General features: G+C 50.6%; 13 protein-coding genes, 3 pseudogenes and 1 other annotated feature. Of the genes and pseudogenes, 2 read left to right on the top strand and 14 right to left on the bottom strand.

Annotated features, from left to right (window positions below; all coding sequences use genetic code 11):
- Positions 1-69 precede the first annotated feature (69 nt).
- From AC3Y2E_RS15930 to AC3Y2E_RS15920, 3 genes are all read right to left on the bottom strand, one after another.
- Positions 70-1743 (bottom strand): extracellular solute-binding protein, encoded by a 1674-nt coding sequence (locus AC3Y2E_RS15930; protein ID WP_379211922.1) that lies wholly within the window; start codon positions 1741-1743, stop codon positions 70-72.
- Positions 1744-1816: 73 nt separating this feature from the next.
- Positions 1817-2698: a carbohydrate ABC transporter permease gene (locus tag AC3Y2E_RS15925; protein ID WP_379211920.1), complete on the bottom strand. Its 882-nt coding sequence runs from the start codon at positions 2696-2698 to the stop codon at positions 1817-1819.
- A gap of 23 nt (positions 2699-2721) precedes the next feature.
- Positions 2722-3684, bottom strand: coding sequence for an ABC transporter permease (locus tag AC3Y2E_RS15920; RefSeq protein WP_379211918.1), 963 nt, complete (start codon positions 3682-3684; stop codon positions 2722-2724).
- Positions 3685-3955: 271 nt separating this feature from the next.
- Between AC3Y2E_RS15920 and AC3Y2E_RS15915 the strand changes: the two genes are divergently transcribed.
- Both AC3Y2E_RS15915 and AC3Y2E_RS15910 read left to right on the top strand, forming a co-directional pair.
- On the top strand, positions 3956-5137 hold the full coding sequence (locus AC3Y2E_RS15915) for an N-acetylglucosamine-6-phosphate deacetylase (protein ID WP_379211915.1): 1182 nt from the start codon (positions 3956-3958) through the stop codon (positions 5135-5137).
- 79 nt (positions 5138-5216) lie between these two features.
- Positions 5217-6428: a right-handed parallel beta-helix repeat-containing protein gene (locus AC3Y2E_RS15910; RefSeq protein ID WP_190930985.1), complete on the top strand. Its 1212-nt coding sequence runs from the start codon at positions 5217-5219 to the stop codon at positions 6426-6428.
- 81 nt (positions 6429-6509) lie between these two features.
- Here AC3Y2E_RS15910 and AC3Y2E_RS15905 read toward each other — a convergent pair whose 3' ends face one another.
- The 11 genes and pseudogenes from AC3Y2E_RS15905 to AC3Y2E_RS15855 all read right to left on the bottom strand — a co-directional run bounded on the left by AC3Y2E_RS15905 (position 6510) and on the right by AC3Y2E_RS15855 (position 19856).
- Positions 6510-8285 carry a cache domain-containing sensor histidine kinase gene (locus tag AC3Y2E_RS15905; protein WP_379211912.1) on the bottom strand — a complete coding sequence of 592 codons (1776 nt, stop codon included), beginning with the start codon at positions 8283-8285 and terminating at the stop codon, positions 6510-6512.
- A complete protein-coding gene (locus tag AC3Y2E_RS15900; RefSeq protein WP_379211910.1) occupies positions 8275-9924 on the bottom strand; it encodes a response regulator in 1650 nt (549 codons plus the stop codon). Before AC3Y2E_RS15900 ends, AC3Y2E_RS15905 begins: the two co-directional genes overlap by 11 nt.
- 570 nt (positions 9925-10494) lie before the next feature.
- On the bottom strand, positions 10495-12162 hold the full coding sequence (gene leuA, locus AC3Y2E_RS15895; RefSeq protein ID WP_190930982.1) for a 2-isopropylmalate synthase: 1668 nt from the start codon (positions 12160-12162) through the stop codon (positions 10495-10497).
- A 77-nt stretch (positions 12163-12239) separates the two neighbouring features.
- Positions 12240-12500, bottom strand: a binding site (T-box leader).
- Positions 12501-12713: 213 nt separating this feature from the next.
- Positions 12714-13175, bottom strand: a pseudogene (locus AC3Y2E_RS15890) (HAD family hydrolase).
- A gap of 137 nt (positions 13176-13312) precedes the next feature.
- Positions 13313-13630, bottom strand: a pseudogene (locus tag AC3Y2E_RS15885) (cupin domain-containing protein); the annotation flags it as partial.
- Positions 13631-13702: 72 nt separating this feature from the next.
- Positions 13703-14082, bottom strand: a pseudogene (locus tag AC3Y2E_RS15880) (AraC family transcriptional regulator); the annotation flags it as partial.
- A gap of 340 nt (positions 14083-14422) precedes the next feature.
- On the bottom strand, positions 14423-15481 hold the full coding sequence (locus AC3Y2E_RS15875) for an NAD(P)/FAD-dependent oxidoreductase (RefSeq protein WP_379211907.1): 1059 nt from the start codon (positions 15479-15481) through the stop codon (positions 14423-14425).
- Positions 15482-15552: 71 nt separating this feature from the next.
- Positions 15553-15756, bottom strand: a complete 204-nt coding sequence (locus AC3Y2E_RS15870) for a hypothetical protein (RefSeq protein ID WP_379211905.1) — start codon at positions 15754-15756, stop codon at positions 15553-15555.
- A gap of 36 nt (positions 15757-15792) precedes the next feature.
- On the bottom strand, positions 15793-16806 hold the full coding sequence (locus AC3Y2E_RS15865; protein ID WP_379211903.1) for a FecCD family ABC transporter permease: 1014 nt from the start codon (positions 16804-16806) through the stop codon (positions 15793-15795).
- Complete coding sequence (locus tag AC3Y2E_RS15860; RefSeq protein WP_379211901.1) at positions 16803-17819, bottom strand: FecCD family ABC transporter permease; 1017 nt, start codon at positions 17817-17819, stop codon at positions 16803-16805. The genes AC3Y2E_RS15865 and AC3Y2E_RS15860 overlap by 4 nt, the downstream gene beginning before the upstream one ends.
- A gap of 84 nt (positions 17820-17903) precedes the next feature.
- Positions 17904-19856, bottom strand: a complete 1953-nt coding sequence (locus AC3Y2E_RS15855; RefSeq protein WP_379211899.1) for a helix-turn-helix domain-containing protein — start codon at positions 19854-19856, stop codon at positions 17904-17906.
- Positions 19857-19919 lie beyond the last annotated feature (63 nt).

Here is a 19919-nt window from a genome sequence, read left to right as displayed (position 1 = left end):
CGGCCAGCACAACAAACGCCAGCGGCAGCCGACTCGGGGCCCCGCCGGCGTTGGTAGTTCGCCCGCTTGTTACTTCGCCGCTTCTTTTTGCTTTTTATAGATCGCGTCAATATCGGCGTGATATTTATCCAGGCCTTTGTCTTTTAGTGCTTTTTCCAGCGAGGCCCAGTTCGTCTCCATCTTCGACTCGGCTTCCAGAATCATTTTCGGTACCGCTTTGTTCCACTCGGCGATTGCCTCCGAGTTGAATCTTTTAATATCGTCCGTATAGGCCGAAGTTGTAAAAGGCAAATTTTTGACGGCAGGCTTGACCAGCAGATCCGTGAATGTCTTCGCGCCGTAGGCCTTCAGCGCTTCGCGCATAGGCTCGTTCATCGTTTTCTGGTTCCAACTGACCGAGGATGAATAACGGGCGAAATCACCGTCGGACAAATACGCGCCGGCCTGCATCATCTGCAGCAGCGGACGCGGATAGGAGAATCCGAGACGATCCCAGGCATCCCCGCCTTTGCCCAGCTCCGTTACAACATAGTCGCTGACGACGCGTTTGCCTCCCTCCACGGTAAAATATTTTCCTTCGATGCCCCAGCCGACGAGAATTTGGTTTTCCGTCTTGTACATCTCGTCGAAGAATTGCAGGATCTTAACGGCATCCTTAGCGTTTTTCGTAATGCCTACCCACTGGTCGCTGCCGCGCAACGAGCTCGTGGATGTCGCGTTGGACAATTTGGTTCGGCCCGGCGCGACGATATCGAACGAGATATACGATTTGTCCGCCATGTTCAACTTGACGAGATCGTTGGTGCAGCCGGAAGCGAACGACGGCCCGAACACGGCGAGCACGCGTCCCTGCGCGCACTTTGCATTGAATTGATCGGTGGTCTGCACGAGCGCTTCCCGATCGAATAGGCCGGCTACGTTCATCTTGTTGAAAAACTTGAACAGGTCCGTATACCCCGGCGCGAAGAAACGAAGCACCGGTTTGTCGTCATCGCCGATAAATACGTGCGGCAGCGCAGGCATACCCGCATACATCCGGGCCGAAGTATCGAATACATTATAGAGCTGCGACGTCGCGCCGAAGTTCGAGAAGCCGATCGTTTTGCCTCCGCCGATTTCGGGATATTTCTTGGCGTGCTCGCTAATCAGCTTGTATACGTCGTCCAGCGTTTTGAGCTGAGGATAACCGGCCTCCTTAAGCACGGACGCTTGGATGTGCAGCCAGCCTTTGTCCGCCAGATTTTCTATTTTGTTAGTCGGCGGCGCGCGCAATGCCCATATTTTCCCGTCGGGCTGCTTGAGGGAAGACAAATCGTTGTTAAACGCTTTCATAATGGTAGGCGCGTGTTTCGGTATAAGTTCTGTCAGATCGACAAGCGCTTTGGCGTCGGCATAGGCCTTGTACGTATCGTCCCACATAGACACGACATCCGGATAATCGCCGGCGGCCAGCCAGACATTCATCTTTTGCCTCTCGTCGCCGGTCAGAACGTCCCATTTGATCGTTCCGCCGGTCCGTTTTGTAATCTCCCTGGCGATGTCGTTGTCCCAGTTCATCGTCGCGACCGTTGTGTTCATGGAAAACGTGATAGGCGCTTTGGACGCACTGGACGCTTGCGAATCAGGCGAAGGCGATGGAGCTGGAGAGTTGTTCGAATCGCCGGAGCTGCAGGCCGTCAGCGCCAGAATGGCCGTCAACGCGAAGGCGCCGACCGAGCCGATCCCATATCTCTTCTTACTCATTGTTTCATGACCTCCTCATCTTATTTTATTTCATCCCGCTTAGCGCCGGAAAGCGGAGCTTGGCGGTGCGAAATCAATCCTTCATGGCGCCGAGCGTCATGCCTTGCACGAAATACTTTTGCAAAAACGGATAGACGAGCAAAATCGGTATGGTGACGAGAATCGTCAGTGTCGCTTTTATCGTCGTAGGGGAGATCGTCCGCTGAATCTCTTCCCCCGAATCTTGATTGACTTGCTGTTCCACGATTTGAATCATTTTCTGCAGTTCGTACTGCAGCACGTTGAGATCCGGATTTCGGCTGTTGTACAAATAATTATCGAACCAGCTATTCCATTCATTTACCGAAATGAACAGTGCGATGGTCGCGAAAACCGGCAGGCTGATCGGCATAATAATGCTTGTATAGATGCGAAAGTCGTTGGCTCCGTCGATATAGGCAGACTCCACCAGGCCTTCGGGAAGCTGCTCGAAATAAGTACGCATGATAAACACATGAAACGCTCCGACCAGCGAAGGAAGGATATATACCCAGAAGGAATTGATCAGGCCGAGACTTTTGATCAGCAGATACGTCGGGATCAGGCCTCCGCTCACGTACATCGTCAGCACCAGCATAAAGCTGAACAGACGGCGCAGCATAAATTCCTTGCGGCTGAGCACATAGGCCAGCATCCCGGACAAGAAAACGGAGATAACCGTCTGCAATACCGTTCTCAGCACCGAATTGTAGGAAGCGCGAAGCAAGACCGGATTTTCAAACACATATGCGTAGTTTTCCAGCGTGAACACCCGCGGGAAAAAGGTTAAACCTCCCCGCATTGCATCCGTCGTTTCGTTTAACGACAGGACAAGCAGATAAATAAACGGGTAAACCGTCGTAACCGAGATGAGCGCGAGCCCTCCATACAAAACGGCGTCCGTTACGGTTTCACCGGCGCTTTTTCTAAATAACAAGACAATGCCCCTCCTTACCGGTATTAAAAAATGTTGCTCTTGTAGCGGCGGGCGATCGCATTCACGACGAGTAGCATCGATACGCTTACCGCGGAATTGAACACGCCTACGGCCGTTCCGAACGAGAAATTACCCTGGTTGATCCCGAGTCGAAGCGCCAGGATCGATAACACGTCGGAATATTCCTGCACGAGCGGGTTGCCCAGCAAAAACTGCGATTCGAAGCCGCCTGTTACCAGATTGCCGATAGCCAGAATCGTCAGCAGAACAATGGTCGGCACGATGGAAGGCAAAATAATGTACTTGATCCTCGCCCAACGGCCGGCGCCGTCAACCTTGGCAGCGTCGTACAGGCTGGGGTCGATTCCGGCGATCGCCGCCAAATAGATGATGGCACTCCAGCCGAATCCCTTCCAGGTGACGATCAGCGTATGAATGATCCAGAACCATTCCCCCTTGCTGAAAAAAAAGATCCCCTCTTGGATGAAGCCCATCCGGATGAGCATCGCGTTGATCAAGCCGTTGTCCGGAGACATCAGCATGACGGCGATGTTGGCGATAACGACCATCGATACGAAGTGCGGCAAATACGTCATAGTCTGTACCGTACGGACGAACACCTTGCTCTTCAATTCGCTTAAAACGACGGCAAGTCCAACAGCACAGATCGTGCCCAGCGTCAGAGACAGGACATTCATTGCGATATTGTTGCGCAGGGCATGGCGGAAGTCGCTGTTGCCGAACAACGTCCGGAAATGCTTGAACCCTACCCAGTCTGCTTCGAGCAGACTTTGACCCACGCGGTAATCCTTGAAGGCCATCAGCCAGCCCCATAGCGGCACGTATTGAAACAAGATCAGATGCAGCATAAGAGGGATGGACATCCATAGTAGGATATGCTGTCGTCTTATGCGTTTCCAGCCTGCGCCCCCGTATGGTGCCGCTTTCAAGACTGCCCGGGCTTTCAAGACGGTTTCTTTTTTCAAGTCTGATCTCCTCCACTCGTCTTTTTTCCAGTATATAGCGGCGACCGTATCCGGTTGTATCTAGGAAAGTTGTTGTTTACTGGGGGATTATTAATCAGCTGAATACGACACGCTTCACAAGAAGATCCTCAGCGATAACGGCCCTGACGGTTTTACGGGACACCAAAGATGTCGAGCAAAAAGACGGAACAGCCTCATCTTCAGCGGTCCGCAAAGTTGTTATACTAGAGAAGCATCGCGTGAATCAGGTTGGGAAAGGAGCAGTCCGCACATGAATACCGGTCATCGCAAAGAAATCCATGCCCTGCATTACCGCTCCGGGAAACCTATGAAAATAACGGTAGCAGGAAACCGATTCGAGTCGATCGAAGCGGCGTCCGACGAACCAGCGGGTATGAATTCTCCGCCGGAAGCGCTGCCGATGGTCGGTCCTGGATTAGTCGATCTGCAGATTAACGGATATATGGGGATCGATTTTAATCATTACCCGGTCTCTCCCCGTCACTTGTCGGATGCAACCCGCCTGCTGCAGCTGGCTGGCGTAACCTCCTATTACCCGACCGTGACGACGTCATCGGACGAATATATCGAGGACTCTCTGAAGGCCATCGCCGCCGCATGTTCTACCGATGCCGAATGTGCAGACAGTATCGCCGGCATCCATCTGGAAGGACCGTTTATCTCGCCGGAGGACGGAGCCAGGGGCGCCCATCTCGCCCGTTATACGAAAGCTCCGGACTGGGAGCTTCTCCAGAGGTGGCAGAACGCGGCCAAGGGCAAAATCCGGATCGTAACGATGTCTCCCGAGTGGCCGGGCTCCACCGCTTTCATTGAAAAATGCATGCTAAACGGCATCACGGTCTCGATCGGCCACACCTCGGCTTCCCCGGAGCAGATACGCGAGGCAGCCGCTGCCGGCGCGCGCATGTCTACGCATCTGGGCAACGGGGCTCATCTGATGCTGCCTCGCCATCCCAATTACATATGGGAGCAGCTTGCGGACGACTCCCTGCATGCATGCCTGATTCCGGATGGCTTCCATGTCCCGTTGTCCTTCCTAAAGGTAGTGCTGAAGGTAAAGGGTCCGCTAGCGATGCTTGTCAGCGATGCGGTCTCTCTAAGCGGACTTCCGCCGGGAGCGTATCGGTCGCATGGTCGCATCGATGTGATCAAAACCGAGCAGGGCCGCCTGCATCTGGCGGATCAGCCGCAGCTGTTGGCAGGTTCGGCGCAACTGCTGCCTTGGGGAATCGGCCATCTCGCCCGCAGCGGCGTCTGCTCGCTCGCGGATGCATGGGACATGTCGTCCATTCGGCCCGCTGCTTTTATGGACCTGCCTTCACAAGCCGGTCTGGAAGCCGGGGCCCCCGCCGATTTCGTCTTGTTTCATTGGACGGGAGAGCAGGTCCATATTCGGAAAACATTCAAGAATGGAACTGAAAGAAGCGGATAGAGGGAATGTGGCGGCAGGGCAACATGCAAGCCGCTCCATAAACCTGGATTACCCTTTTATCGACGGGAGGCTTTCCTTCATGGACATGGAGAAAATTAACGTATTCGTCAGTCCCGGCTCCGGCGACCTGACCGGAGGAACCCATCTGGCGATCCAGGCGGCGATCGACTATGTCTCCGGATTGGGTGGGGGTGTCGTGCGGCTTGGCGCCGGCATCTATGAGATCGACAGCGCGCTTCATCTGCGCACTGGAGTAGAACTGTGCGGCACGCCGGGCGAAACCGTGCTGCGCAGAGGCGAGGAACGCGTCTCGCCTCTGCTGGCCGACGCCGATCTGCATGAGCGCGAAGTAACGGTGCAATACCCGGATTACTTCCCGATCGGCCAGTCGATCATCGTCAAACTGGCCGATCGCAGCAAAGGATTTCTCGATACGACGGCTACTGTAATCGGTAAACGCGGCAGCGTGCTGTACCTGGACCGGGAGCTATATGCGACAATTTTCGTCCATGAAGGCGGCATCGTCTCGACATTAAGTCCTGTTGTCAGCGCCTACGAATGCCGAGATGTCGTACTGCGCCACCTCCACATCGAAGGCAACCGGGAACGCAACTCGCTTGCCAACGGCTGCCGCCTTGCCGGGATTTATTTGTTTCAATGCCACAACGCCCTGCTGGAGCATTGCCAGGTTTACCGGTACAACGGAGACGGCATCAGCTACCAGGGCGGCTCCGACATCGCCGTCGCCCATTGCGATTGCAGCGACAACAGCGGCAAAGGCATTCATCCGGGAAGCGGCACGGATCGCACGCGAATTTCGCACAGCCGGTTTGCCGGCAACGGGATGGACGGCATCTTTTTCTGCTGGCGGGTGCGCAGCGGCATCGTGGAGTATTGCGACTCCTCCGGCAACGGGATGAGCGGCTTCTCGATCGGCCACAAGGACACGGGCAATTGGATCCGGCACAATCGATTTGCAGGCAACCGCTACTACGGCCTATTTTTCCGCAATGAGCCTGATCCGATGGCCGCGAGCCAGAACATCGTGCGGCACAATCGAATTGAGGACAATGGAAGCAAGGAAATGGGCTATGTCGGCATTCGGCTGCGCGGCTCTACACGCGACGTCGAGATTGGCTGCAACGACATCCGCTTCCCGAAAGGCGCCGCCGGAACGATCGGCATCTGCATGGAAGAACACGTCCAGGATATTCGTCTGCTGGACAATACGTTTTTGAATTGCTGTAAAGACGTGCATACTCATTGGCTGCTTGACGAGGAAACCCATTAATTCCCGCCTAATCAAATACGCCAGCGGCTGCCGTATGAAGGCCCCTGGCGTATTTATGCCTATCAGGCTGCTGTGGTTGCCTTACCGATCCTTCAGAACCGGATGCGCGAACTCAACGATAGCTCCGCCGTTCGCTCCGTTCCTTACTCGCAATTGGTACGGCTCACCGAAATAGGTCAGCAGCCGATCGTGTACATTTCGCAGACCGACGCCCTGGCGGCCCGACAGCTCGCCCGCTCTATCGGACAGCAGCGTCTCCGCCCGCTCTCCGAACCCTGGACCGTTATCGCTAACCTCGAAGCGGATGCTTTGCCCGTCCAGTCTCCCTTTGATGACAATTTTGATACCATCCTCCTTGACGTGGCTGATGGCATGCTTGATCGAATTTTCTACCAACGGCTGAAGCAGCAAGCGGAGACATGAAAGCTGAAGCAGCTCCTCCTCCACCAAATAAACGACGCGGATCGGCGTGTCGGTTCGGTTGTTCTGGATTTTGACATAGGCGCGCACATGCTCCAGCTCCCGATCGACCGTCGTCAGCTCTTTGCCGTCGTTCAGGCTGAGCCGCAGCAGCCTGCCCAGCTCGCTGACCATCTCGCTGATATCCGCCGCGTTGCGGCTCTCCGCCTTCCAACGGATCGACTCCAGCGTGTTATACAGGAAATGCGGGTTGATCTGATGCGTCAGCACCTGAAACTCCAGTTCTTTCTTATCCTGGGCGGCTTTCTCCACACTTTGCACCAGATGATCGATGCGATGCACCATCTGATCGAAGCCGCGGTACAGCCAGCCGATCTCGTCGTTGCGGTTGATTTGCTGCCGATGACCGGCGAGATTGTTTTGTCCCACCTTGCGCATTGCCTTCACGAGATTCTGGATCGGCCCTGTGAAGCGGACGGTTATATACGCGACGATGACGATCGACAGCAGCAGGTAAAAAAACAGGAACGACAAGCTGAGCGTCTCGATCCAGGCAACCGGCTGTTCCAGCACGGCTAGAGGCACCATACTCAACAGCTTCCAGCCGCTATCGAGCGTAGTAAACGAAGCCGCATATTCGGTCCCATCGATCAGGAACTCACCGGCCCCCCGCCCTTCACCTCCGATAAAATCGATCAGACGTTCGTCGCGCAGCTTGAAGCCGAGCAGGCTCAAGTCCTGGTGATACAGAATCACCTGGTTCTCGTCGAGCAGCATCAGTTGCTGCGATTCCTGCATTTGCAATGGCGCCAGATAATGATGCAGCGTAGAAACCTTAATATCGACAAGCACAACCGCTGTTTCCTTGCGGCTCGTCAAATTATAGAGCCGTTTGATCTTGGAGAGGATCGGCTCCGTGTAAACGGCCGGGTTATGCTGCGGCAAAAACAACGCCCAAAACGGCGGCGAGCCGTCACGGATTTGGCGGAACCATTCCTCACGCTTGATGTCCAGCGAATGATATACAGAATGCTTGAATCGTTGAAACCGCTCCGGTTCAAGAGGGAAGATACGGATCGAGTAACCGTGCGTCTGATTTTGCAGCACGCCCATATAATTCAGCAATCGTTCGGTAAACGCGAGCTCCTCCAGCTCGTTTGGCACTTCTGCCGACATAAGCTCCTGCAGTTCGCTCGAGAACATCAGCTCGTTCTGGAAGGAGCTGGCCAGATTCAAATAATTGTCCAGGTTTTTCCCGCTCTTGTCCAAAATCTCCAACGAGGCGTCGGTATTCGCCTGACGGATCGCCTCGATCGACTTGTGGTAAGAAAAGTATCCCACGAAGCCAAATGGGAAAACGATGAGGATAAAAAACAGGAAGATAAACTTGTGGCGGATCGAGAATCGGCTTACTTCGCGGAAACGATTACTTTTCAAGCACACTCACCCGGCTGTTGCGGTACTCTTGCGGAGTCATCCCGAACTTTTTTTTGAACAGCTTGGAAAAATGCACCTTGTCCTGGTAACCGACGATACCGCTGATCTGGTACACCTTCAGATTCAGATCCTTCAAAAGCTCGCAGGCTTTGTCCAATCGGGCGTCCGTTACATATTCGAGAAAATTTTTCCCCGTCACTTTTTTGAACAGCTTGCTCAGCCATACAGGAGTCACATGCACATGCTCGGCGACATATTGAAGTGTAATCGGCTCGCAGAAATGATTCGTGATATACTTTTCCGCTTCGTATACAATCTGATTTTGTCCGACGAATTGCTCCTGGATGCTGGCGGAAGCCCGAATCAGTTGAAGCGTCACCTGCTGCTGCAAGGAATCCAGCGTATCGAAGCGTTCCAGATGCTCCCACAATACGATCGGATTTTGATCCCATTCGGACCCTCTCCATCCCAGCTTTTGGGCGTGGCGGAATACGTTATGCATCCATTCGAACGTTTTTTGCTGCAAATCGTTCGTATGCCTGATTTCCCAGCTGCCTGCGAGTTCCGGGAAACCATGCATCATCAGCCGGATTTCCTCCTCGCTGCTGACGATCAGCCTCTCAGCGCTTGCTTTCACGCTCTGTAAAATACGGATCGAGTCGTTTCCCATAGCTCGCTCGTCGGGTTCGCGGTTAGCCTCCGGGTCCCAGCGCACCCTATGATACACAATTGAGGCCTCCGCTTCCCGAAGCATGGCGTATAAACGCTCGATACCTCCTAGTTCACCGCATACACCGCAGCTGACCAGAATGCCTGAGCGTCTTCGTACGTCATCCATAATTTGGACCCCGACAAGGTCCGGAACGAAGGAGTGCCCCTCCGTGTCCAGCTGCCCATCCGATCCGGCTGAATCTCTGCCTAGAAGGCAGATCCACACCCCTTGCTTCCTTCGCACCAGCACCGATTTCCGTTCTTGCCGATCATCGAGATACGATTGCACGGCAGCTTCGACAGTTGCTTCCATCTCGATGATCTCGCGATCGGTTTTACTTTCAGTTAGCGCTTTCATATTATCGATTCCGATTAGAATCAGCAGGAAAGTCGTACTCGGCAGCCACTCCAGACCAATTTGTCCGAAGCGATGATCCAGCCTTGCTTCATGCTCGTTGCGATAAGGACGCTCGAACAGCTCCAGCAGCGTTTCTGTCCGAAGGCGCGGGAGCGCTTCATCCAAACTCTTGTGCCATGCGAGATCTTGCTGCCGCTTGTGCAGTCCGGCGACGGCAATCTGCACCGCTGCGGCCAACTCCTGAAGATTGACGGGTTTCAGCAAATAATCGTTTACGCCCATCTTGAACGCTTCCTTGGCATAATGAAAATCATCGTAGCCGCTTATGATGATCATTCCCCCGCCATACCCGGCCCGATCGAGCTCGCGGATCAGCTCCAGTCCGCTCATCAGGGGCATACGGATATCCGTAACAACCAGATCGATCGAATGATGAGCCGCGATGTCCAGGGCGCCGGGCCCGTCATCCGCCGTATAGATGTGATCAAATCCCCATTCTCTCCAAGGCGCTTGCGAACCCAACCCGTTGCGGATTTCCTTTTCGTCGTCTACAACCAGCACTCCGTACATCGCGTCATCTCCCTCGTCCTGTTATTAAAACGATGCGATTCGCGTTTTGTAAACCCTTTCATTTTGTGCGAAACTTGTTTCTGAAGTGGATCGGCTTCCAGAATTATACCATTAAGATGCACTTATGCGCCGAATTATTTGCCAAACACCAAGGATCGGACGCAAAGACGAAACTGCCCCTTCCTCTAGGGTACAACCAGGCGAACGCTTCGAACAGGGGGCAATGTAGAAGTTAGACGGGGTAAAATTGTCGTTTTCCATTTCTCTTGAGAGGCCTATTGCAAGACGCGGCAGGAATTACTTCATGTTTACGGCACGGTATGTCGCTCACCCTGTCTCCGGCAGGTACTTTCGTCGATTCGCTTCTACACGCAGATTTCGCCATACGCAGGGACCTAACTACGCGTGGGCTTGGCCTCTCCCTCGAGCGGACTTTCACCGGCAAGAAGATGCGCGCCGCTGGCATGCAACGCAAAACAAGCCTTTTCCCGCAAGGAAAGAAGGCTTGTTTCGGTTTATACATGAACGCTCCTGTCCGGGAGACCAGTCCCTAATTAGCCGTTCAAAGACTCAGGACTCCTTACGACACATTTGATTCACAGCGCTAAACAATGCTTTTATAGATGAGGTCATGATATCCACATCAATGCCGCATCCCCAATATACGGTACCGTTCGAAGCCGTGATACCGATATAAGAAATCGCTTGTGATTTTGAGCCCGTTTCCAGGGCATGCTCATTATAGAACAAATCGGTATATTCTACCCCAAGATGAGTTTGGAGCGCATTACTGATTGCATCCAGTCTTCCGTTTCCGGTGCCCGCAATTTCCTTGACTTCACTGCCGGATCGTATAGTGACTATGGTTTGAAAATCTTCATTGTCCGTAAAGCGGTACTTGACAAACTCGACAGGATTCTTTATATTCACATATTCTTTCATGAAAATATCGTATATTTCATCGGGCATCAGCTCCTTTTGTTGCTGATCCGATACGTTTTTCACGCAGTATCCGAAATTTTCCCGCATTTTCGCCGGGAGATTGAGTCCGTACTTCAGCTGCAGAATGTACCCAATCCCACCTTTGCCGGACTGGCTGTTAATGCGAATAATATCGCCTTCATACTCCCTGCCGATGTCCTTGGGGTCAATCAGCAGATAAGGGACAGACCAATTACGGGGCTCCTCGTCCTCCCGCCATTTCATTCCTTTTGCAATGGCATCCTGATGCGAACCGGAGAAAGCGGTGAAAACAAGCTCGCCGCCGTAGGGATGTCTTTCGCTTACTCTCATTTTGGTCAATCGTTCATATACGGAGATGATCGCAGGGATGTTCTCAAAATTCAGCTTCGGGTCTACCCCGTGTGAGTACATGTTTAGAGCAAGCGTGACAATGTCCACGTTCCCCGTTCTTTCCCCATTCCCGAACAATGTGCCTTCAACGCGCTGAGCCCCGGCCAGTACTCCCAGTTCTGCATCCGCCACGCCTGTTCCCCTGTCGTTATGCGGATGAAGCGACAAAATAACATGCTCCCGGAAATTCAAGTGCTCGCTCATATACTCGATTTGGCTAGCATAGATGTGAGGCATCGACATGGATACCGTCGCAGGAAGATTGATGATCACCGGGTTCTCTGAGGTCGGCTGCCATACATCGAGTACGCGATTGCAGATGTCCAGCGCAAAATCAATCTCTGTACCTGTAAAGCTTTCGGGCGAATACTGGAACTGAAAATTCCCTTCTGTTTCTTCTGCACACTGCTTGAGCAGTTTTGCGCCGCTTACAGCGATGTCGATAATTTCTTCTTTGGATTTGCGAAATACCTGTTCCCGCTGCGCCACGGATGTCGAGTTGTACAAATGTACTACGGCTTTTTTCGCACCTTTAAGGGATTCAAAGGTTTTTCGGATAATATGCTCTCTCGATTGGGTAAGTACTTGGATCGTTACATCATCAGGGATCAAGTCCGTCTCGATCAATGTGCGCAAGAAAGTAAATTCGGTTTCCGACGCCGCGGGAAAACCGACTTCGATCTCCTTGAAACCTATATCTACAAGCAATTTGAAGTATTCCAGTTTTTCCTCCAAATTCATCGGAACGATCAACGCCTGATTTCCATCGCGAAGGTCGACGCTGCACCAAATCGGTGCCTCCGTTATATATTCCTTCCGGGTCCAATTCAAGCTTGTCTCTGCCGGCATAAAATATCCTCTTGCATACTTTTCAACATTTTTCATGGTTATCTTCCTTTCATCAATTTCTGCTTGAATTATCCAAAATCGGACTAAACCAAAAAAAGCCTTTCATCTCCATAAACAGAGACGAAAGACTTTGACATCTTACGCGGTACCACTCCGAATTCATGCCATTGTCGGCATGCACTCTGCGGATAGGGTTGCAAAAAAGCAACCTTGTATCCTCCTGATGATAACGGCCAGGCTCCGGCTCCACTTACTATAATGGTTCAGCGAGCAACTCCAAGGTGAGTTCCGATTTTCTCCACGGCTGTTTTGCACCGCCCAACAGCTCTCTGTTCGCTTAGAAAAACCGTACTATTCCTTCTCAACGTGTTAAAATATTAAGGTTAATCTTAAAGCACTTAAACTTTGGTGTCAAGTGTAATGTGAACGTGCCGGGTGTGATCCCCCCGAAAGCCGATGCAATATGGGCGGCATTTTGATTCCGAATGGACTGCCTCGGCTCGGTTGCTGCATCCATTTGGAGTCTTAACTGGCTAACCTCAAAATTTCATGTTTACAAATAGTTGCTGATTTCCTTCAATTTAAATCTAAGTAACATACAGGATAATGTCCTTTAGTTCCATTAAAGTCTTGATTCGATAGCTGGCCTGAGAGAAATCATGTGTTTTTGTGAAGTCGTTATGGACAATAACACAGTCAATACCAGCCGCCACGGCTGAGTTCAACCCTCTGTTTGAATCCTCTATAACCAGGGTCTCTTCTTTGGTAGCTCCAAAGCGCCTTAGGCCGGTCAAGTATGGTTCCGGGTGCGGCTAAGCGCGCTCGTAGTCTTCACGAACAAGGATAAATACCATGAATTGTATAATCTGGCGCTTTTCATGAATAAGTTGAAAATCCGCACGTTTTGCAGTCGTCACAATGGCCATGCGGACGTGCTTTGACAGTTCGGCTAAAGTTTCAACTACGCCTTCAATCTCTATGGCTTCTGTTCTTAGATATTCCTGATAATAGACGTTGCGGACCTCACGCTGCTTGTTGATGTCATACATGCAGCGCAAGCGCCGCACCACAGATGATGAAAATAGGACGAGGAGCTACGCGGATTGCAAAGCATACAAGTTCTTGAAGGATTGAAAACAAACACTAGATCCAACATTGGCTGCTGTTTATTGGGACTCAGCACGTCAGTGTTTACAACGCTTCCAGGCTCCACCAACATGATATGGCATTCCTCTTCGGCAGAAGGTTTCATCTCGACTCCCCTCGGGACGATAAACATTTCGCCCTTGAAAATTTTCACCCGACCATCACGAAAATCTATAATCATCTCCTCTTCGAGCGTCATAAATACCTTGTCGGTATCTTCATGAACGTGCCATTCATACTCCCCTTTAATCTTAACGAGCTTAAATTGATGGTCATTTAGTTGTCCAATGACTTACGGAGACCAATGATCTTTGAATTTAGATAAACTCTCATTCAGATTAATAGCATCGTAATGGATAGTAATCCCTCCTTATTTACGCAACGCATTTGTTATATTTTGTAAAGCGTATTCGATAGCTAACGGGCCGCCCGTAAGACTTTGATAATAGTATTCATGCATATATTTACATACCCGCTCGAATAAAGTATGGGATTCACAGCGATTTTGCCTGTTATCCACATAATAAGGTTTCATTGCAGTACATTGCGAAACAGCACTTCGGTCTGAAACTTCAAAATGCCTCCCCGTTGATTATACACATGCCTAAGACGCGTAATTAATTCAATAAGACGAGGAGATTGTCCGGTTAATAGTTAAAAGTGCTGATGAGAAAAGCTTGACTCTTCTAGTTTCGAGTCGCAGATCCGGTACAACACAAGAATATATTCCCAGTCGGTTCTGCCGAACTTTTTTTGGTCTAGCTTCATGTTAGCGCCCCCGTGCACAACTTTTCCCGGCAGGAGTGTGTGCAAAATGCTCTACTAGCTGATTCACGTCGATTTTCACCTTTCATACCTCATTTCATGAGTAATGCCAGTTAACTTGAGATTGATTGTTGTGCACCTGACTAGCTGATACTGGTCTCTTCCAGATTATTGATAACGATTATCATTGTCTATACATGCCTTCTATAAAAATACCTCCACTGGCATAAGTTTTATTATAAAAAAACAGCTCGATGCGATTCACGATGGGCAACAAAAAAACACCAACGTCGTTCACGTGGTGTTTTAGTCTGTTGTGTTGCGTCTTTCTCGAGCAATTGCAGGAGCCATGATTTGCTACGCCTGAGCTAACCCGGCAGACGGCTCAAGCATCTTCCTCGGAAACTCCCAGCGCCATGTTTTTCTCCTTGAACTTGGAGTTGTGTGAGGAGACGTACGCCATATATCGGGCTTCTGGTTCCATATACAGTTTGGCGCTATTGACTGCCAGCGCCGCATCTGTGAAGGCGCCAGCAATGAGCGTTAGCTTGCTTGGGTATTTCGCCGAATCTCCAGCCACGAAAATACCCGGCAAATTGGTCGAAAGCTTCTCGTCGACTGTAATATTGTAGGGGCCCATCTGCAGCCCCCAGTCCACGATCGGCCCAAAATCGCCGCGCAGTCCGTGGTTGACGATAACAGCGTCTACCTCGAGCCTCATCTTCTCGTCCGTTGTATGGCCCTCCTCGCTAATACGGGCAATCGATACATGCGAGATCGCATCTCCACTCTCGTTGCCCTTCAGCTCCGTCATTATGTAAGGCGTATGTACACGCACCGACGATTCCTTCATCCGCCGTACGTTTCTCTCATGGCCTCCGAATTGTTCCCGGCGATGAACGACCGTTACACTGGCGGCAATCGGCTCCAGTTCGTTAGCCCAGTCGACTGCGGAGTCTCCGCCTCCGGAAATCAGCACTTGCTTGTCGCGGAACTCTTCCAGATCTTGCACGGTATAATGCAGATTGGTGACTTCATAGCGATCAGCGCCTTCTATTTCCAGCTTCGCCATCTTCAACACGCCTCGCCCCAAAGCCAACAAGACTGTCCGCGTATGATGCCTCTCACCGGTTGCGGCGGTGAGTATCATCGTCCCGTCATCAAGTCGCTCCAATCCGACAATTTGTTGCCCTAACACGATCGTTGGATCGAATATATAGCTTTGCCGGATGATTTGCTGCATCAACTGCTCGCACCGAATGGGCGGCACACCGCCCACATCCCAGATCATCTTCTCCGGATAAAGCAACATCCTGCCACCCAGTTCTTCCTTCGCCTCGATTAGCTTGGTCTTCATATCTCGCATCCCGCTATAAAATGCCGCGTATAGCCCTGCCGGGCCACCGCCAATAATCGTGAGATCATACAGTTCATTCATCTTCATTCCAGCCTTTCATTCATTGGTCTAATTGCAGTTAATGTTTTCGTGCGCAACTAAGGAGAGCCATGCCGTTATCATGTAGCAATCGCCTTCTGCGCCACCTGCTGATCTTGGTTTCGTTCAGGCAATAGCTGATAGGTTACATAAACCGGACGCCCTGTTCGCGGCTCCAGCATAATATCTGCATCGATGGCGAACACTTCGCGCAACGTCCGCGCCGTCATCACTCGCTCAGGCGAGCCATGCTCCACCACCTGCCCGCTGCGAATCGCCACCATATAGTCGGAGAAACGCGCTGCGAGATTGTCTGCCTCCTAATTTGCCTTAGCTAATAAATATAGAAAGTACGGAACGCTAATGATCGTAATGACAATCCCTGTCGGTACATCCCCGCCCAGACTGAGGGTATGAGTGATTATATCGGCCAGCACCACGATCAGTCCTCCCGCTAAGCTAGCAGCTGGAACTAGTAATTTATGATCAGGACCGACCAGCTTCCGCGCCATATGGGGAGCGATCAAACCGATGAAGAAAAAGCTGCCTCCTACGGCTACGCTGCCTGAAGAAAGCGCAACGGCTGCAATGGACAACCCAAGGAATTCCGGTTTTACTGCAAGCCCCAATCCTTCGGCAGTCTGATTGCCCAGATGAAGTGTGTTCAGCACACGGGCTTTATAAAAGATATAACCAAGCAGTACCAGTACCCAGGGAGCTAACACTGAAATATAGCCCCAGTCATCCCCCCACAGGCTGCCCGCCAGCCAGCGCAGCATAAAGTCCATCTGCAAATCGTCTAATTGGAGCGTCAAAAAGGTGGTCAACGCACCATACCCGCTGCCGAGTGCCACGCCGGTCAAGATCAAACCAATCGGTGAGATTTCACGCCCACGGCGATATGACAGCAGGAATATCAGACCTGCTGCCATCATGCCGCCGACAAAGGCAAGCAAAGGCAAGGCAATAAAGGAACTGGTTCCCCATGATGCGAAATACACTACGAAGATCAGTACGAACAAGCCCGAACCCGAGCTGATTCCAAGCGTCCCGGGACTGGCCATATCATTGCGCAGCAAACTCTGCATCACCACTCCCGCCGCTCCCATACCCAGTCCGACCAGAATGGACAGCACGATGCGCGGGAGTCGAAAGTCAAATACGATCAGGTTTTGCTTGGCCGTGCCTTTGCCGAGCAGAACGTTCCATACTTCTAATGGGGAAAGATTCATCTTACCGGAATTGACACTGATCACCGCGAATAGAACAATAAGAAACAGCAAAATCCCAATTACTGCTATTCCCCGCTTCATCGTGTAACGCTGCTTGATCATTCGAATTCCCTCCTTTGCTTGCGAGCCAGGAAGAGGAAATAGGGCACGCCGATGATGGAGAAAATGATGCCGAGAGGGGTCTCGAATGGCTTGTTGATCAAGCGCCCGACCAAGTCGGCCGAGACTGTGAACAGCGCCCCATAGACAGCCGTCGCTGGAATAATGTAGCGATAATCGACGCCAACCAGATAGCGGACGATATGCGGTGTAATCAGCCCGACAAATCCGACCGGGCCCACGACAACGACTGCCAGCCCAGTCAGTACAAATACAATGACAGTAGATAGGCCTTTAACCAATCCGCTTCGAATGCCGAGTCCGCCCGCTACATCCTCGCCCAAGCTCAGCATCGTCACCGAAGGAGACAGTGCTAACGCCAGCAACACACCACCGACAAACAAAGGCGCAACGATTAGCAGTTCTCCCAACTTAGCTCCGGCTGTACTCCCAGCCGTCCAGTAGGCCAGTGCTCTCCCCAAGTTGTAATTGATCGCCAGATACTGACTGAGCGCTCCGAACAGCATGGAGATCGATAGACCTGCCAGCACAAGCCGCTGGGGCGTCATGCCCCGTTTGCCCAGTGAAGCAATAAAATAAGTCATACCTGTTGCTAAAGCAGCTCCCAAACAAGCAAATAACATCATTTGCCCATACGTATAACTCGGCAAAAAGGCCAAACAAAGCGCAATCGCAAACGCCGCCCCAGAACTGATGCCCATCAGTCCTGAGTCTGCCAATGGATTTCGCGTCGTTCCTTGCATAATCGCACCGCAGACTGCAAGACTACAGCCGACCATTAAATCGGCTACGGTGCGAGGCAGACGTAACGTCTGAATAATTTGGTGTTCGGTGAGCGTTGGATCAAAGTGAAATATAGCCTCCCATGCGGTCGCTAACCGCATGTCAGCGGCGCCAAAGGAAATCGACGCCGCTGACAGGAGAACCGTTAATCCAAGCCCTATCGCCATATAAAATGTAAAGTTCAACGTATTTAGTACGGGCCTTTTTTTCATAGTCCTTTCCTTCCCATTTCTTTCTACAGACTGAGTAATCTGATCTGCCTAGCCGGATGTTATCCAATAAAACTGAACGCTTGCTTATTGAACAAGATTCATAAATTGCTCGTGGTAAAAATCCAAAACCTTGTCCATGACATAAAGTGATTTTCTATCATATTCCTTTGAATAAGTGATAATATGTTTATTTTTAACAGCGTCGACATTGTTCCAAATTGCATTTTTGCTAGCCTTCAGTAACAAAGAATCGTCGCCATTTCCAATCTCTAAATAATCGGCTTTCAAATAATCAGGGGCGGCTTCCCAAGAAAATTGTCTGAATCCTTTACCTGTATCCACTATTTCTTTTTTGATGATAGCAGGCAGCTTAAACCCTAGAAGTCCATATAAGATTTGTCCGCCAAACCCCCAATCATCGCCATAAATAAACGGACCATCATCATTATAAAATACAATGGCCATTGTTTTCCCATAAATACCCATACTTTTTAAATCTTGAACATACTTATCTGCTTTTGCATAAAACGAATCTAAAGCTTTTTGTGCTGCCTCCTCTACATGAAATACTTGTCCGAATAACCGCATCCGGTCCTCAAGAGAAGTATCATAGGGAACGAGGATCGTCGATGCAATATTTTTCAGCTTTTCATATTGTTCTTCAGTTCTAGTAATAATCAGATCTGGGTCGACAGCCATAATTTCTTCCGGGTCCTCAAACATGGACATTTGAGTGCCGCTCAATGCGTCCTTCGCCGCCCCCAAATTAGCATCGTTACTAATAGCGGGGATAATGCCAAGTGCCAATAAGTCACCTGCCCATGTATGGACTGCTACTCTTTTAATACTCGCTGGTACCTCCACATCACCCTTGACCGTTTTAACAACCCGTTTCTGGGTTTGGGCTGGATTTTCCGCCCCTGTAGTACTTTCATGAACTTGTTGCGTCTGATTCGCTCTTCCTTCATTATTCACTGACGTACTCGATGTACAAGCCGACAACAGCAACAACAAGCTCATTGCTGCGGTCAGTATCATTTGCTTGCTTCTGGTTTGCCCAAACATGGTTAACTCCCCGCCTCTTTGAATTTTGGCTAAATGTTCTGGCCATTTCCCATTGTAATGACGATGATAATCATTATCAACATCATAAACGTCCAAATTTGGCATCATTTTTAACCGATATTCGCTTGGCGTCATCAGCACCTTCTTTTTAAACATCCTTTGCATATTTAATTCATCTCCAAAACCGCACCCCATCGCAATTTCTTGAATCGTAGCATTTGTGTTTTCCAAATATCGCTTGGCCGCCTCCAACCGTCTTTCATTCAGATATTCCTGGAAATTTTTACGCTCTCGCTGCTTGAACAATCTGACCAATTGGCTTCTGCTGACGGGCAGCATTTCGATGATCGATTGAATGGAAACGGGTTCCATATAGTGTTGATCCAGATATCGTTTAACCGAATCAACAAAATCCGGCTCAACAAAGCGAAGCAATCCCTTGTCAAATTCCTCGTAAACACGATGGGCTATTTGGTAGAGAATACTTTTCGCGTAGAACTGATGTACGGCAGATTTCTCATTCCATCTGGCATGCATACATTGAAACTTCTCCATGTAGTAAAGCGGATTTTCTGGTGAAAACCCGAACAGGTGTACAAATGGATTCACCTGTTCCAACAAACGTTGAATGTCCCTTCGGTAGAACGGTGTGGACTCCGCTTTATATAGCACCATATAAGTTTCCAAGCCAGTGTCGATTGGATAAATCGATAGCTCGGCTCCCTTTCCCCCATGAAAAATCCCAAATCTCCCAGACTGATAAGAAACATGATTGAGTGTTACTCTCGCTGCTCCGCCCTGGGTGTATATAAACATACTAGTTGGTAGCCTGTATTTTTGCAGCGGTTTATCGGGGTGAAACAGTTGATTACGTACATCTATAAGTGATATCGAAGAGCGCGCCCACAATCGAGCAGCGATCTCAACCGTCTCTTGTGTAAAATAACGGGTTCCATTACTTTCTTGAAACAACTCCGTTCACTCCTTCACTAAAGTGCTGTATACAGAGTAATTCAAATGATTATGATTATCATT

The sequence above is a fragment of the Paenibacillus sp. MAH-35 genome (assembly GCF_058135425.1).
Note: the sequence above shows the minus strand (reverse complement) of the source record. Positions and strands in the feature narration are given on the sequence as shown.

Excerpts from the sequence above, each read along its gene's own strand:
- AC3Y2E_RS15875 (WP_379211907.1), bottom strand. The coding sequence starts at position 15,481 with ATGAAGATGAATGAACTGTATGATCTCACGATTATTGGCGGTGGCCCG.
- AC3Y2E_RS15870 (WP_379211905.1), bottom strand. The coding sequence starts at position 15,756 with ATGGTGGCGATTCGCAGCGGGCAGGTGGTGGAGCATGGCTCGCCTGAG.
- AC3Y2E_RS15930 (WP_379211922.1), bottom strand. The coding sequence starts at position 1,743 with ATGAGTAAGAAGAGATATGGGATCGGCTCGGTCGGCGCCTTCGCGTTG.
- AC3Y2E_RS15910 (WP_190930985.1), top strand. The coding sequence starts at position 5,217 with ATGGACATGGAGAAAATTAACGTATTCGTCAGTCCCGGCTCCGGCGAC.
- AC3Y2E_RS15865 (WP_379211903.1), bottom strand. The coding sequence starts at position 16,806 with ATGATCAAGCAGCGTTACACGATGAAGCGGGGAATAGCAGTAATTGGG.
- AC3Y2E_RS15900 (WP_379211910.1), bottom strand. The coding sequence starts at position 9,924 with ATGTACGGAGTGCTGGTTGTAGACGACGAAAAGGAAATCCGCAACGGG.
- AC3Y2E_RS15860 (WP_379211901.1), bottom strand. The coding sequence starts at position 17,819 with ATGAAAAAAAGGCCCGTACTAAATACGTTGAACTTTACATTTTATATG.
- AC3Y2E_RS15915 (WP_379211915.1), top strand. The coding sequence starts at position 3,956 with ATGAATACCGGTCATCGCAAAGAAATCCATGCCCTGCATTACCGCTCC.
- leuA (WP_190930982.1), bottom strand. The coding sequence starts at position 12,162 with ATGAAAAATGTTGAAAAGTATGCAAGAGGATATTTTATGCCGGCAGAG.